We start from the raw sequence: 13750 nt of genomic DNA, 5'->3' as shown, positions 1-13750 counted from the left end.
GCCCGGATAGGCTAAGTCCGCGCAATCCGTTTCGATTTGTTTCGGCCTCCCGATCGCACAAATGTATGGTTCCGCACGCGTCTTGACGAAATCTTGCTGCAAAATGGCACATTTGTGCGATCGATGCGCCGGATTCGGGATTTTCCGAACACGGATCGCGATACGTGACGGTCGGTGAGGTATGGCGCGCCCGCAGTGAAGCCTAGATCACTTGTAGGTGAACGCATTTCCACTCGTCGTCGTACTCGACGAAGCGGGCGGTCATGGCGCGCGCTCGCGGTCCACGCTGGATCACGGCGTTGACCTCGGCGACTCCGGCCACGGGAGTACACACGCCCAGCGTTCGGATCGCGGGCGCCGGCGCGATCTGCCGGTGCCTGGCAATCGGGATCGCGTACTGCCGAAACCATTCCATGATCCCGAGTGCCGTGTGGGGCCGCAGCTGTTCGACCGGCCGGAACCCGGTGAGGACCTCGGCCGCCATCCGGCAGTACTGACGCGCAAACGCCAGCACCTCCGGTGGACCCGCTACCGCCTGGTCATTGTCCCGACCGGCGCGCGTGGTCGGGTGCCGGCCAGGCTGTGGTTCGAACCCGTCGAGTAGTAGTTGCTCCGCCGGCTGGACGAGGGTCAGGTGCCGGCGCTCTGTGGTCTGGGCGGGACCGGCCGAGACGGCGAGCGGCTCGGGCTCGCTTGACGGTGCGCGATAGACCGCGACTGCCACTACGGACATGGGCTCGACTCCTTTGGTTAATGAAGGGGATGGCTGGGCTAGCTGCCGGGCACGACCAGGACCTGGCCGGGGAACAACAGATCAGGATCGCCGCCAATGACCTCGGCGTTGGCGTCCCACCATCGGTCGACCTCGCTGGAAATCTCGGCAATTGTGGCGCCGTAACCGAGGTGCGCCTCGGCCAACGACCACAGGCAGTCACCTGGATGGGCGGCGATTGTGCTCGTGGCTGCGGGGGCGGCCGGATCTACCGGCCAGTCGACGCCGGACGTTAGCGACGGCGTCGTGCCATCTTGGGGAAGTTCGGCGACCACGGCGACCGGAGCGGCCGGCGGGCTGGCCGCGGCGACCTGAACGATCCCGGGGCCGAGCGAAATTCCAACCGCGATGCCCAACGCGCGTCGTATTAGTCGCGGCGAAATGAGTCCCGCGATGCGACCAAGCGTGCGTCCGCTTCGGCCGGGCAGTGCCGCGCCGGCCCAGCACGCGATAGCGATGGTGAGCCATCCGCACAGGACCCATAGCGCAACGCCCACGAGCACGAGGACGACGTGGTCGGCGCCGACCACGCGGGTGAACTGCTGAGGCGCGGTCGCGAGGTGGTAGACGTCCCGCCACGACGGACCGATCAAACGGCAGCCGGTCAAGCAGGCGCCCACGAGCATCGTGAACGTTCCGGCGATCCGGAAGATCGAACGCAATGGCATGCGATTCCTTCCTTCGTTTAATGCTGTTTGATGCAGTTTAGGTGTATTTAAGTTCGATACGCACGATTTAACGACGACTTGGGCTCACTGTCAAATAAGGTCGAGGAAGTTGTGGATGTCTTTCGGTTGCGGTGATGGCGGTCGTTCGGGCAAGGTGCTGCACGTGAGATGGACGCGATTATTTGCCGACCTCGAAAGTCGTTTGGATGCCGAGCGTGACGCAGACTTGACCGCCGAGGTAGCCGAACGCACCCGCATCGAGGTGGGTAAGGTCGCGCTGGTCGATCGGCTGCGTGCGGCGGTCGGCCGGCGGGTTGTGATCACCACCGTGGCCGGTACGCCGTACGCGGCTCAGGTCGAGGCAATTGGCCCCGACTGGCTCGTAGTGGTTGATGACTGGCAGGACGAACGGCTGATCTCGTTGTCCTCGGTCGCGGCGATCGGTCAGCTGCCGACCGCGATCGCCGCGCCGTACGACGAAGCACGGCGACAGATCGCCGCTCGACTTGACTTGCGCCATGCGCTTCGAGGTATTGCGCGCGACCGGTCTGCGGTGCGCGTGACGACCATCGGAGCGGTGACTATGTCGGGCACGATCGACCGGGTGGGCGCCGACTTCATCGATCTCGCCGAACATCACCTGGATGAGTCACGCCGGATCGGCAAGGTCACCTCCGTGCAAACCCTGCCCATCGGCGCGTTCGTCGAAGCAGTTCGGTTGAACCGCTAGTGCGAGGTGGTCGGTGACGAACAGTCAGGAGTCGGCGGACTCGGCGATCGAGTTGTCCGCGACGAGGCGCTCGGTTTTGGCGTACATACGTTTGATGTAGCCCTCCAGCTCATCACGCTCGACCCGCCACTGGCCGCGGCCGCCAACCTTGATGGCGGGCAGCTCGCCGGTGCGAACGAGCGCGTAGGTCTGCGACGAGGAGATATTGAGGACGTCCGCGACATCGCTCAGCGTGAGGAATCGTTCCGACGCCATGGAGTCCCTCCTCAGGAGTTGTCGGGTGCGGTGCCACTCTAGCGCTTCGCCCTGAACGGTCGGCAGTTGTCCACCGGCGTGTGCTTCGGACGACGGCGGCCTGTGGACAGGTATACCGAATTGTTACCGGAACGCTTTAAAGTCCACGGGAGCTATACCCGCGCTCACCTGCATGGTTGCTTCGCCATCCGCGGGTGGACACCCGATTGCGACTAGTGAGGCAAGGCCCGTGCGAGGACGATCAAATGTGACAACGCCCGATGCCCGAAGCGCTTCCGAACCGGTCGACGTGCCGCAATCCGCGCCGGCGCGCCGGATCGGTAAGCCACGATGGTTCGATGTTCGCATGGTGCTGGGCATGATCCTGGTCCTTGGCTGCGTACTGGTCGGCGCTCGAGTGATCGCCGCGGCGGACAAATCGAGCACGGTGTGGGCGTTGCAGCACGACCTCGCGCCCGGCAGCCTTTTGCAGGACGACGATCTGAAAAAGGTGCAGGTGCGTCTCTATGAGGACGCTGATACGTACCTGTCCGGTGCAAGCAGTCCCGCCGGCAGGGTACTCAACCGGGCGGTTTCTGCAGGGGAACTGTTACCCAAGAGCGCGCTCGCGCGTCGATCGGCGTACGTGACTCTGGCACTCAGCGTTCCATCACAGCGGGTTCCAGCCTCGTTGGCGCACGGGCAGGCGATCAATGTTTACGCCACACAGGCCGAGTCCAGCAACAGCCAGGCGACCGACGCGGGCGCTGGTCAGACCCCGGTGGCGTTGGTTGCCGAAGCGGTCGCAGTCGCGGATGTGTCCGGGCGGGGGAGCGGTGCACTCACCGTGAGCACCTCGGCACTGCAGGTCTCGGTCAAGGTTCCGGCCTGCCAGGTCGAGGGGTTGATCGCCGGTGCGGAGGGTAAGACGTTGTCGATCGTCGTACTCGAATCGACGCCGGCGGCCAAGGAGGACCCGTGCTAGCCGGCGGTGAAATCACGGTCATGACCGCGGTGATCGCCTCGCAGCTGGAGGCACAGATCGTCAGCGACTTCGACAACCGTAAGGACGGGGTAGTCGTCGTACGACGCTGCGTCGACCTGGCCGAGGTGCTCGCCGTGGCCTATAGCGGTGCGGCGAAGGCGCTGCTCGTATCGGCAGACATGCCCGGCTTGGATCGGCACATCGTCGAGCAGCTGCGGACCGCGGGAGTCGGTCTGGTCGCGGTCATCGAGCCGATGGCGCCGGCGCAAACCCAAGAACGACTGCCAGACCTTGGGCTGCACCACGTGGTCGCCGGCGATGCCGGATCCGCCGCAATCGCTGGTGCGGTACGCCGTGCCGTCCTCGACGGGGCGCCGTCCGGTCCGGCCCCCTTGGCCGACTCGGCGGCAGACCATCGTGACCCGCCGATGCCGCCGGGCCACGAGACGCTGTCGGGCAGACCGCCGGCGCCGCGTAGCCGTGGTCGTGGCACGGTTGTCGCGGTCTGGGGCCCGGCCGGATCACCGGGACGAAGCACGATCGCCCTGACGCTGGCCGACGAGGCGAGCCGGCTGGGCGTGCCGACCCTGCTTGTCGATGCCGATGTGTATGGCGGCGCGATCGCTCCCATGCTCGGGCTTCTGGACGAGGCGCCCGGACTCGCCGCGGCCTGCAGACTGGCCGCGGCATCGTCGATCGACCCGACCGCGCTCGCTCGGGTAGCGGTCGCTGTTGGCCCGAACTTTCGCCTGCTCACGGGGATTTCGCGGGTTGACCGCTGGCCCGAGCTGCGACCGGCGGCCATCTCAGAGGTGCTCACCACCGCCCGCCGACTAGCCGCGTTTACCGTCGTCGACTGCGGCTTCTCGATAGAACAAGACGAAGAGCTGTCCTACGACACGGTTGCGCCGCGCCGTAACGGCGCCACGATCGCGGCACTCGGATCCGCCGACCGGATTGTCATGGTCAGTAGCGCCGACCCCGTCGGGGTCGCGCGCTCGGTGCGTGCGCTCGGGGACCTCGCCGAGCTGATTCCGACGAACCGTCCGGTCCTCGTGGCCAACCGCGTGCGCGGCACCCTGTTTTCGGGCGACCCGCGCGGGCAGCTCGACGACGCGTTTCGGCGATTTGCCGACCACGCTGTCGACGAGTACGTCCCCGACGACCCGTCCGGGGTTGACGCTGCGCTGCGGACCGCGCGGACACTGGCCGAGGCGGCGCCATCGTCGGGCATTCGTAGCGCTACGCGCAGGCTTGCGGTGGCGTTCACCGGGGCCGCGGCGCCGGGTAAGGCGCGCCGACACCGGCAATCGTCGTAGGCATTGGACAATGGGAGTTGGTCTTTCAAGATCGGGAGGTGTCGATGGACCGACTCAACGCGGGCGACGCGTCGTTCCTATACGCGGAGGATGCCACGATGCCGATGCACGTCGGCGGGGTTTTCGTTGTCCGTCCGCCGCGTGGCGGATTCGACTTTGACCGCTTCGTCGAGCTCATCGTCGATCGCCTGTCACTTGCTCCGCGCTACCGCCAGCGGATCGCAACCGTGCCAGCGAAGTTGGCCAACCCGGTATGGATCGACGACGAAGAGTTCGATATCGGCTACCACGTACGTCGCTCCGCGTTGCCTGCTCCTGGTTCGTCCAAACAACTCGCGGAGCTCGTGAGTCGCCTGATGTCCCGGCGTCTTGATCGGAGCCGGCCGCTCTGGGAGATCTACCTCGTCGAGGGACTGCCTCGTGGCCGAGTCGCCATCATCACCAAAGCGCATCACGCATTGGTAGACGGCGTTCGCACTTTCGACATCAGCGAAATTCTGCTCGATACCAGCAGTATCCCCGAGAAACGGTTGCTGACTGAGTGGCATCCGCGTAAGACCCCGTCACACATCGAGCTGCTCGCCGCTTCGATGCGTGACTACGCACGCCGGCCGCGGACAGTGCTCGACACTTGGCGGGCCGGCATTTCTGATGCCAAAACCACGTCCAAACGGTTGGCCGAGATCGCGGGTTCAATCGTCACCACGGCGCGCAAAGTGGCGCAACCACCATCGGCGAGCCCGCTCAACGTGCCGATCGGCGCTCAGCGCCGGTTCGCCATGACCTGCACCAAGCTCGACGACTACAAGATCGTCAGCCATCGGCAGAAGTGCTCGGTCAACGACGTCGCGCTCGCGACCATCAGTGGGGCGTTGCGCACTTGGCTGATGGCGCGCGGCGAGGCAGTGCGCACGAGCACGACACTGCGCGCGATGCTCCCCGTGTCGGTACGCCCGTCGGCCCGCTCGGCGGTGGGTCCGGCAGACGGCCTCGCGACGATCTTCGTGGACTTGCCGATCGGAGAGCCTAACGCGCTAGTGCGCCTGAGCCAGATCGCCTACGCGACGGCGGGGCACCGCGAGTCCGAGCAGGCGATCAGTGCCCGCACCCTCGTGTCGCTCACCGAGTTCGCCCCACCGACGGTGCATTCGCTCGCCGCGCAAGTCACTCAGGGACTCACCAAGCGGGTCTACAACCTGGTCATCACAAACGTGCCCGGACCACAGCATCCGCTGTATGCCTCCGGGGGACGGCTCGTCGAAATGTACCCCGTCGTCTCACTCGCAAAGAGCCAAGCGCTCGCCATCGGGCTCACGTCGTACGACGGCACCGTCTGTTTTGGTCTCAACGCGGACCGCGACGCGATGGGTGATGTCGACGCGCTGAGCCAGATGATCGAGGAGTCGCTGGCCGAACTCGTAGGGTTATGTGAATGAACAGAGACATCCGCATCTTCGTCCCGACGACCCCCGGTGGTCTGCGTACTCTTCTCGAGGCCGGCGCGTTGCCGGGACCCCTCGTCGTGCATTATTCGGACCTGCCGACCAGCGAGTTCGGCGCCGACGAAATCGAACAAGCTGAGTTCGATGCGCTGTACGACGCGGCGGCCACGAGCACCCAGCTGCTGGTCGAGACCGATGGGCCCGAAGTCCGCGTCGTAATCGCCGCGCGGTCGGCGCCCGGTTCGCCCCAGCTGCGCGATGACGGCGAGTCGATCATCGATGGGCTGCCAGTCGGCGCGGTAGATGCGATCCACATTGACGAGACCTCTGCCCGCCGCGACGTGGCCGGTCTGGTCGCCACCGTCCGCGGCGGCGCCGAACCGACCGAGGCGCAGTATGTCGCGGTCGAGAGCCGGACCCTGTTGTGGCACGACCGTGGCGAGCTGGCCGCGATCGTTACCGACCTGGCCTAGCCCCGGCTCTGCGCCCCTTGTCGGCCTGGGACGGGCTGGGCGTCAGGGGAGGGTCAGGATCTCGTGGCCGGAGTCGGTGATGACGAGCGTGTGCTCGAACTGCGCGGTCCACGACCGATCCGCGGTCACCGCCGTCCACCCGTCATCCCACATCGTGAAGTCGTAGCCGCCGAGCGTGATCATCGGCTCGATGGTGAACGTCATGCCCTCTTCCATCACGCCTTCGGTCTCCGGGTCGTCATAGTGCAGGACGACCAAGCCCGAATGAAATGTCGTGGAGATACCGTGTCCGGTGAACGCTCGCACGACGCCGTACCCGAACCGTCGGGCATAGCTCTCGATAACCCGGCCGATCGCGTTGAAGGACCGGCCCGGAGCGCAGATTTTGATGGCCCGCATCGTGGCCTCGTGGGTGCGTTCGACCAGCAGCCGCGCTTCTTCGCTCACGTCGCCGGCGAGGAAAGTCGCGTTAGTGTCGCCGTGTACGCCGCCGATGTAGGCGGTGATGTCGATATTGACGATGTCGCCGTCCTGGACAACGGTCGAGTCGGGGATGCCGTGGCAAATCACTTCGTTGAGCGAGGTGCACAGCGATTTCTGGTAGCCGCGGTAGCCGAGAGTCGAGGGGTAGGCACCGTGGTCGATCAGATAGTCATGGCCGATGCGGTCGAGCTCGTCGGTGGTGACGCCGGGCCGGACGTTGCGGCCGACCTCTTCAAGTGCTTGGGCAGCGATCTTGCTCGCGACGCGCATCGCGTCGATCGTCTCGGCCGTCTGCACGTCACCGCCCGTGTGCGGTGCTGGCGCGGGTCGTCCGACGTACTCCGGACGATCGATGGACGCGGGTACCTGTCGCATCGGGGTGATTGAGCCAGGGGTGATCAAGGATCGGGTCTGCTGCATATCGGCGTGCCGGACCGTCACGCGCCGGCCAGCGGAGGAGCTGTGGGATCGTCGGTCGCATCGGCCTGCTCGCGCCGGATGTATTCCTCGATGCTCTCGATGTCATCCTTGGAGCGGGTGACCACGGTCAGCAGGTCAGACATCTTCGCGACCTCTTCGACCTGTTCCTTGATGAACCACTGCATGAACTGGTCGGACGCGAAGTCATTCTCGGCGCGCGCGATCGCAGTGAGCTCGTTGATCTGCTCGGTAACTCGCTTCTCCTGCTCGAGGGCGAGGGCAACCGGCGCGACGAGGTCGCCGAAGTCGCTGCGCGGCGCGTCGACGCCAGGGATCTCGACCGTGGCGTCCTGGTCGAGGAGGTACTGCACCATCATCATCGCGTGTCCGCGCTCCTCGACCGCTTGGCCGTAGAACAGCGCGGCGAGCTGCGGCATCGTGAGGGAGTCATAGTAGATCGCGCAGGCGACGTACTGGTGATGAGCGGAGAACTCATGTCCGATCTGCTCATTGAGTCGTTGGACGAACGCGGCGGCTGGCATGGGAACTCCTTGAACGGGCGAAAATAAATCAACATCGGCGGGGTACGCCGTGACCATCTTTTCATGGAATGGGTGTCGACGTTCGGGGCGCGATCAGACGCTCGTCACAATTCAAGTAAGGCTCCCCTAATGGGGCGGTATAGTTGCGGCCATGGCGGTGAAGCCCAAGAAGAAGTGCTGTGTGTCGAAGAAGCGCTGTGAGCGCTGCCCGATCCGGCTGCTCAAAGAAGGCAAGCTTCCCGACGGCTACACCGTCAAGAAACGCCGGCTGGTCAAAGCCGACAAGCACGCGAAGAACGTCAAAGCCGCGAAGAAGAAGTACCCTAAAGCCGCGTAGGCACAAATCGTGCACCGCACGCCGAGCTATCGGCACGGAATACCTGCACGGATGACAACGCTAAGGGGTTACCACACACGTGAGTGCGGCAACGGATATCGCCACCGCCTTTAAGTCCCGTGCGCGCGCTCAGCGCGCCTCGCGCATCCAAGCCTCGCTGCTGCGCGGAATGGGTGGGGACCTCGAGATGGGCGGCCCGACGGTCGCGATCTTGCGGGAGGTGATTGACCGCTCCGGTCGCAACGGGCGAATCCTGCTCATCGATGACCTGCCGACCAAGCTGGCGGCCGCTGCGCACTTCATTGCGCTCGAGGGCGGCACCGAGCTGTCCGACCTGTACCCGAGCGCCGGCGGCGGCGGTTCACTGCACGAGGTGTGGCCGGTAGCGCGCGAGACGATGGCGGCCGATCCCGACCGGTTTATCCAGCGGATGTTGCGGCCGAGCCGGCGTAGTGATCCGGGCCGCGCCGCGATGCTGCTGGCCGCGCTGGCCCACGTGGGAGCCTCTAACCCAACCCCTGTGCGGTTGTTCGATGTCGGCTCGGGCGCGGGGCTTGTGCTGCCCGTCGAGTCGTATAGACAGAGCGTGTACGGCGAAGTGGTCGGCGATCCGGACGGCCCGGTCGACCTCGGTCATGCATGGGCCAGCCCGCCCGAGGTGGCCTTTGACGCCGTACCGCCGATCGTGGACCGGCAAGCGGCCGACCCGAGCCCACTGCACCCGGCCAACCCGCTGCACGTGCGCGAGATGATCTCGTGGGCGGGGCCGGACGCACCGGACGAGATCGGCCGGATTACGCAAGCCTGCGAGTTCGTCGCGCATCTCGGGCTGACCATCGACACGGCGCCGTCGTCGATCTGGCTGCCGCGGGGGATCAGCTGGCCGCGCGCGGACGCGCAGAGCGTCGTATGGCACAGCGACGTCGTCATGGAGATGTCGGTGCCGGAGCGCACAGAGTTCGCTACCGAGCTGCTGGCGGCGGCCGGACGGGCCACCGAGACGGCCCCACTGACCGTGATCGCGTTCGAGCCGGTGGGCACCGATTTCCTCCTCTATCAAGACCCGGTAGGCGCCGCTCTACGCCGCGGTGAGATCGGTATTGAGCCCAATCGTTTCGAGCTGCGCGTCTCACAGTGGCCGCAGGCGACGACCCGAGTCCTCGCGTACGCCGATCACAATGGCTACAACGCCTACTGGAACGTCGGATGAGCGGACGCACCAGGCCGGTCCTGGTGTACGACGGCGACTGCGGGATCTGCACGAAATGTGTCTCGTTCGTCGAGCGGCACCTCTCAAAGGACATCGATATCGTCGCTTGGCAGCACGCCGACCTGCCGTCGCTGCGACTGAGCCAGGCCGAGTGCGAAGAGGCCGTCCAATGGGTCTCGTCCAGCGGCGCGGTCAGTTCGGCGCATATTGCGATCGGCGAACTGTTGAAGGACTCCGGCGCGCTGTGGTGGCCGTTTGGATTACTCCTGCAGACGCCGCCCTTTAGGTGGGTGGCCTCGGTGGCCTACAAATGGATCGCGAAGAATCGTGACCGGCTGCCCGGCGGTACGCCCGCCTGCGCGATGCCGGCACACCTTAGGCCTGGAGCGACTCGTCCCGCGGCTGATCAGCCTGAACCTCCGGCTGCTTAGCCTTCCTGGCTCCGCGCCGGAAGGTCTCCCACGGCAAGATCGACAGAATTGCCACGCAGTGCGGCAGGAAGATGATCGTGATCGACGCGAATGTGCCGATGTGGAAGGCGAGTAGGCCTGCGACCAGGATGATTCGCGCGCGCGGCGAGCGGCACAAGAGCATCAGCGGTGACAGTGTCTCGAGGATGACCATCGCAAACTGCGCCAGGATCAGCAGGCCCGGCACGTTGACGGTCCAGTCGACCAGGTCGGTGCCGCGCCGTAGGACGGCGCGGGTGATCGTGGCGCCGGTCGCCCAGTCCCATCCGCCGAACCGGATCTTTGCAATCGAGGCGAGGAAGTAGGTGAGCATCACGGAGATGAACACCATCTGCATCGCCCAGCCGGCCCGCTCGCTGCGGCGTACGTCGCCGAACTTCGCGGGGCCGACGGTCGGCAACACGGCCAGCAGTACGAGGAAGGCAAATCGGTCGTGGTCGACCTTGCCGTAGGACATCGCGACGATCATCCACAGTAGGTACGCCACCGCGACGATGGTGCCGGTAAGCCGGGGTTTCCACGCGGTCGCGGCGACCAGCGCGGAGACGACCAGCACCCACTTGAGGATCGTGACGTAGAGGTACGTCGGGGTCGGCAGGTGAAACAGGTCACCGATGACCAGCGGGTGGTAGAGGGCGGTCGGCGCGTAGGCCTTGAGCGCCACCCAGGAGGTGGTGAGGAATACGTCGACCAGGATGAACAGGTAGGCGATCACCCGAATGACGGCGACCCGGTGCAGCGCGACCGGGGACACGAACCACTGCGTGAACGCCGAACGGCGCGGGGTGGTCACGGTTTCGTCCATTTCGCCACCACCTCGTCTTTGAAGGACTTCGTCTCGAGGCCGTCTTTGAGCCGGGTCTTACGGACGATGACATCCAGTTCGATGATCTTGGGCTGGTCGGGGTTGTTCTTCTCGTAGCGGACCACGATGGTCTTCATCAGCGCCGGATCGGACTCCATTCGCGGCAGCGAACCCTCGAGTTCGGCGCGGCGCAAACCCACCGAACCGGCCGTGACGGCGATCCGTTGGTGGTTGGTGTCCACAGCTTCGAGCCGCAAGGAGCTCACGACGCCGTCGGGTGCGTTGCGGGTGGCGTACATCCGAAACGGGCCGAACGGGAAGTCTGAGTCCGAGCCGAAGAACGTGCCGCCGAGGAGCAACACGAGTACGAGTACCGACGCGGCCAGTCGGGCCGTGAGCCCGGCCCGCGTAAGCGGGCGGTCCGTGGTCTGGGTTGTCGGTTCCGAGATTGTCAGCCACCTGCCTTGGTTCGAGTACGCCGCCGCACCAGGTTAGTCGAAACGGGTCGACGCGGTCGCGCTGGACTCGTGCGCGGCACGCCGTCTTGGCTTAGGGTGAATCGCCGTCCTGGCGGGTACGGTTGATGCCAATGTGACGCTTGTTGCTGGTGTGGCGTGCGGTGCGGACAGTCCGTAGCGCGCGGCTGTCGGCACTTCCCCCAAGAGCGTCCCTGATTCGTTGGAGCTTCCGTAGATGAGCGCGAAAAAGATCATCGGTTTGCTGCTGATCGCGTTTGTGGTGTTCTACGTGCTGAGCAACCCGACCGATGCATCGGACTTGATTAAGAATGCCGCGAGCGGCCTGAAGAGCGCGGCGCAGTCGTTTGCCCAGTTCATCGGGTCGATCGGCTCTTAATTAGGATGGTCGCCACCGGGATGGGCGATCCCACCCGCTACCTTCTCCCCGGCGAAACCGCCGTCATCGGCGAACGCCGTCACTTCATGGTGCTTGGCGTGTCATTCGTCGAGACGGTCGGTTTCATCGCGATCGCCCTCATGCTGACGTATCTGTTCGAAACGGTGAACTGGGTCGGCACGATTGGTGCACTCATCGTGTTGGTCAGCGCGCTGCGGTTCGGTTACCACCTCCTCGAGTGGCGGATGGAGCGCTACGTCATCACCCGCCAGCGAATGATGCTCGTGAGCGGGGTTCTGACCCGTCGGGTCGCGGTGATTCCGATGGTAAAAATCACCGACCTCACGTACGAGAAACCCGTGGTCGGCCAGCTATTCGGCTACGGCACCTTTATCGTGGAGTCCGCCGGCCAAGATCAAGCGATGTCTCGGATCACGTACCTCCCGAAGGCCGACGTGCTCTACCGACGGATCTCGCATCTACTCTTTGGCGACTCGGAAATCAGCGACCACGAGGATGAGTACGACGAGTCACGGCTGGTGCCTGTGCCGCACGAGACGGATGAGCAGTATCACTCCGGCGAGGCGTCTGCCGCGCTAGACGCGTTTCGGTCCTATGACGATCCGCACGAGTATCCGACCGGGCCAATCGACGTACGCGATGCGACGTCGTCGGACTCCGAACCAGGGACCGTGGGCAAACTCTCGGACGCGTTCACCGAATCACGCCCGCCGCGGTGGACACGTCACCGCTAAAAGCAAGACTTCGGGCTACCGTAAGCGCGTGACTAGATTGCCAATTCGCGTGTCTTCCGGTGCGCGCTCCGCGCTGGCCGCCCGAGTCCTCATTGCAGTCGTGGTGGGTTTCTTCGCGGTCTTCACCGGTTCGTTGACGCCCGCTGGAGCTGAGCCTTCGGGTGATGCGGACGCGGCCGCCCAGGCGTTCGAATCCGGCAGTCATGTCTATGTGTCGCCCGACGCCGGCCAAACCGTGGATGCCGCGGCGCTGAAGTCGAAGATTGGTAAGACGCCTCTTTTTGTCGCGGTCGTGGCGCCAAACCAGACCCCCGAAGACGTCGCTAAGCAAATCACCACGACGTTCAATCCCAGCATGACCATTGCCGTCATATCGGGCACCGACGCGACGGCCACCTCGACCGCCCTGTGCGAGGGTGACGCGGACAAGCTACTCGAGAGCACGCGCGCGAAACACGCTGCCGATATCGCCGCCGGAAAGCTCACCACCTGGCTGAGTGCATTCGCCGATGATGTCGCCAGTGCGCCAAGCCAGGACTCGGGAGACTGCGGTGCGGGCGGCGGATCAAGCGGTCCAGGCTCAGTGTTGCCGTGGATGATCGGCATCGGAGTACTGGGCCTGGCCGCGATTGCCTACTATGTCGTGCGCAAGAAGAAGCAGAAGGACGCGTCGTTACGTGGGCGTCGTACCGAGGTCACGGCGCTTTACGATCGGCTAGGTGCCGACGTGCGGCGTCTGGACCCCGCGGGTGATGCCTTCGCGGCCCAGGCCTTGGCCGACGCGTCCGAGCGATACGACTGGGCCGGCGCCACCTTGTCCGCGGCCGATACGGACGGCGAGTTTGACGCGGCTCGGGCGGCGTGCCTCGAAGGGCTGACCGCGGCACGGGCGGCTCGGAAGTCCCTCGGCCTCGACCTTGGCGAGGACATCCCGCGGCCGGAACGGCCACAAGGCGAGCGGCTCGATCAGGCTCGTCAGATACAGGTCCGTGACGAGACTTACGTCGGCCACCCGCGGTACACCCCCGGTGCGCCGCACTACTACCGCGGCGGTCCGAGCGCCCCGGCGGGCTGGTACGCAGCTCCGTTTTGGGACAACGTACCCATTGCCTCGATGCTCGGTGGCGGCTTGTTTGGCGGCAACGAGGTCGAGTACGACGCCGAGTCCGTTGACGAGGCCGACGAGTGGGACAGCGGTGATAACGGCGGCCCGACGGCCCGCGGCCGGGACATCGGCGACCGGTCCTAGC

General features: G+C 65.2%; 18 protein-coding genes. 11 read left to right on the top strand and 7 right to left on the bottom strand.

Annotation, left to right across the window (positions count from 1 at the left end):
- Nucleotides 1-202: 202 nt before the first annotated feature.
- Nucleotides 203-733 (bottom strand): Rv3235 family protein, encoded by a 531-nt coding sequence (locus tag CLV47_RS18455; protein ID WP_106350588.1) that lies wholly within the window; start codon nt 731-733, stop codon nt 203-205.
- Nucleotides 734-771: 38 nt separating this feature from the next.
- On the bottom strand, nt 772-1440 hold the full coding sequence (locus CLV47_RS22135; RefSeq protein WP_170111158.1) for a LysM peptidoglycan-binding domain-containing protein: 669 nt from the start codon (nt 1438-1440) through the stop codon (nt 772-774).
- 163 nt (nt 1441-1603) lie between these two features.
- On the opposite strand from CLV47_RS22135, the gene CLV47_RS18445 reads away from it, so the two are divergent.
- A complete protein-coding gene (locus tag CLV47_RS18445; RefSeq protein WP_146135440.1) occupies nt 1604-2170 on the top strand; it encodes a hypothetical protein in 567 nt (188 codons plus the stop codon).
- A gap of 24 nt (nt 2171-2194) precedes the next feature.
- Here the strand turns inward: CLV47_RS18445 and CLV47_RS18440 are convergent, their stop codons facing one another.
- Nucleotides 2195-2425: a helix-turn-helix domain-containing protein gene (locus CLV47_RS18440; RefSeq protein ID WP_106350586.1), complete on the bottom strand. Its 231-nt coding sequence runs from the start codon at nt 2423-2425 to the stop codon at nt 2195-2197.
- 247 nt (nt 2426-2672) lie between these two features.
- Between CLV47_RS18440 and CLV47_RS18435 the strand changes: the two genes are divergently transcribed.
- The 4 genes from CLV47_RS18435 to CLV47_RS18420 are packed head-to-tail and all read left to right on the top strand — an operon-like array spanning nt 2673 to nt 6623.
- Nucleotides 2673-3389 (top strand): SAF domain-containing protein, encoded by a 717-nt coding sequence (locus CLV47_RS18435; RefSeq protein WP_170111157.1) that lies wholly within the window; start codon nt 2673-2675, stop codon nt 3387-3389.
- Complete coding sequence (locus CLV47_RS18430) at nt 3383-4708, top strand: CpaE/TadZ family protein (protein WP_238145511.1); 1326 nt, start codon at nt 3383-3385, stop codon at nt 4706-4708. Before CLV47_RS18435 ends, CLV47_RS18430 begins: the two co-directional genes overlap by 7 nt.
- Before the next feature lie 44 nt (nt 4709-4752).
- Nucleotides 4753-6144: a WS/DGAT/MGAT family O-acyltransferase gene (locus CLV47_RS18425; protein WP_106350628.1), complete on the top strand. Its 1392-nt coding sequence runs from the start codon at nt 4753-4755 to the stop codon at nt 6142-6144.
- Nucleotides 6141-6623 carry a DUF6912 family protein gene (locus tag CLV47_RS18420; RefSeq protein WP_106350584.1) on the top strand — a complete coding sequence of 161 codons (483 nt, stop codon included), beginning with the start codon at nt 6141-6143 and terminating at the stop codon, nt 6621-6623. The genes CLV47_RS18425 and CLV47_RS18420 overlap by 4 nt, the downstream gene beginning before the upstream one ends.
- Before the next feature lie 42 nt (nt 6624-6665).
- Here CLV47_RS18420 and map read toward each other — a convergent pair whose 3' ends face one another.
- Nucleotides 6666-7481, bottom strand: a complete 816-nt coding sequence (gene map, locus CLV47_RS18415) for a type I methionyl aminopeptidase (RefSeq protein WP_202862688.1) — start codon at nt 7479-7481, stop codon at nt 6666-6668.
- Nucleotides 7482-7543: 62 nt separating this feature from the next.
- On the bottom strand, nt 7544-8068 hold the full coding sequence (locus CLV47_RS18410; RefSeq protein ID WP_106350583.1) for a ferritin: 525 nt from the start codon (nt 8066-8068) through the stop codon (nt 7544-7546).
- Nucleotides 8069-8219: 151 nt separating this feature from the next.
- Between CLV47_RS18410 and CLV47_RS18405 the strand changes: the two genes are divergently transcribed.
- From CLV47_RS18405 to CLV47_RS18395, 3 genes are all read left to right on the top strand, one after another.
- The gene (locus tag CLV47_RS18405) at nt 8220-8405 is read left to right on the top strand and encodes a hypothetical protein (protein ID WP_106350582.1); all 186 of its coding nucleotides are present in this window, start codon (nt 8220-8222) and stop codon (nt 8403-8405) included.
- A 79-nt stretch (nt 8406-8484) separates the two neighbouring features.
- Nucleotides 8485-9615 carry a DUF2332 family protein gene (locus CLV47_RS18400; RefSeq protein ID WP_106350581.1) on the top strand — a complete coding sequence of 377 codons (1131 nt, stop codon included), beginning with the start codon at nt 8485-8487 and terminating at the stop codon, nt 9613-9615.
- Nucleotides 9612-10046, top strand: coding sequence for a thiol-disulfide oxidoreductase DCC family protein (locus CLV47_RS18395; RefSeq protein WP_106350580.1), 435 nt, complete (start codon nt 9612-9614; stop codon nt 10044-10046). Before CLV47_RS18400 ends, CLV47_RS18395 begins: the two co-directional genes overlap by 4 nt.
- On the opposite strand, the gene CLV47_RS18390 is transcribed toward CLV47_RS18395, so the two are convergent.
- Nucleotides 9991-10890, bottom strand: a complete 900-nt coding sequence (locus CLV47_RS18390) for an MFS transporter permease (protein ID WP_106350579.1) — start codon at nt 10888-10890, stop codon at nt 9991-9993. The genes CLV47_RS18395 and CLV47_RS18390 overlap by 56 nt on opposite strands.
- The gene (locus CLV47_RS18385) at nt 10875-11252 is read right to left on the bottom strand and encodes a hypothetical protein (protein WP_106350578.1); all 378 of its coding nucleotides are present in this window, start codon (nt 11250-11252) and stop codon (nt 10875-10877) included. Before CLV47_RS18385 ends, CLV47_RS18390 begins: the two co-directional genes overlap by 16 nt.
- A 331-nt stretch (nt 11253-11583) precedes the next feature.
- Here CLV47_RS18385 and CLV47_RS22130 point away from each other — a divergent pair, with 331 nt between their 5' ends.
- The 3 genes from CLV47_RS22130 to CLV47_RS18375 are packed head-to-tail and all read left to right on the top strand — an operon-like array spanning nt 11584 to nt 13749.
- Nucleotides 11584-11745, top strand: coding sequence for a hypothetical protein (locus CLV47_RS22130; RefSeq protein WP_170111156.1), 162 nt, complete (start codon nt 11584-11586; stop codon nt 11743-11745).
- Nucleotides 11746-11765: 20 nt separating this feature from the next.
- Nucleotides 11766-12500, top strand: a complete 735-nt coding sequence (locus tag CLV47_RS18380; RefSeq protein WP_170111155.1) for a PH domain-containing protein — start codon at nt 11766-11768, stop codon at nt 12498-12500.
- Nucleotides 12501-12528: 28 nt separating this feature from the next.
- Nucleotides 12529-13749 carry a hypothetical protein gene (locus CLV47_RS18375; RefSeq protein ID WP_146135438.1) on the top strand — a complete coding sequence of 407 codons (1221 nt, stop codon included), beginning with the start codon at nt 12529-12531 and terminating at the stop codon, nt 13747-13749.
- Nucleotide 13750: the final 1 nt, after the last annotated feature.

The sequence above is a fragment of the Antricoccus suffuscus genome, assembly GCF_003003235.1.
GTDB lineage: Bacteria > Actinomycetota > Actinomycetes > Mycobacteriales > Antricoccaceae > Antricoccus > Antricoccus suffuscus.
This window is presented reverse-complemented; position numbering and strand designations above follow the sequence as displayed.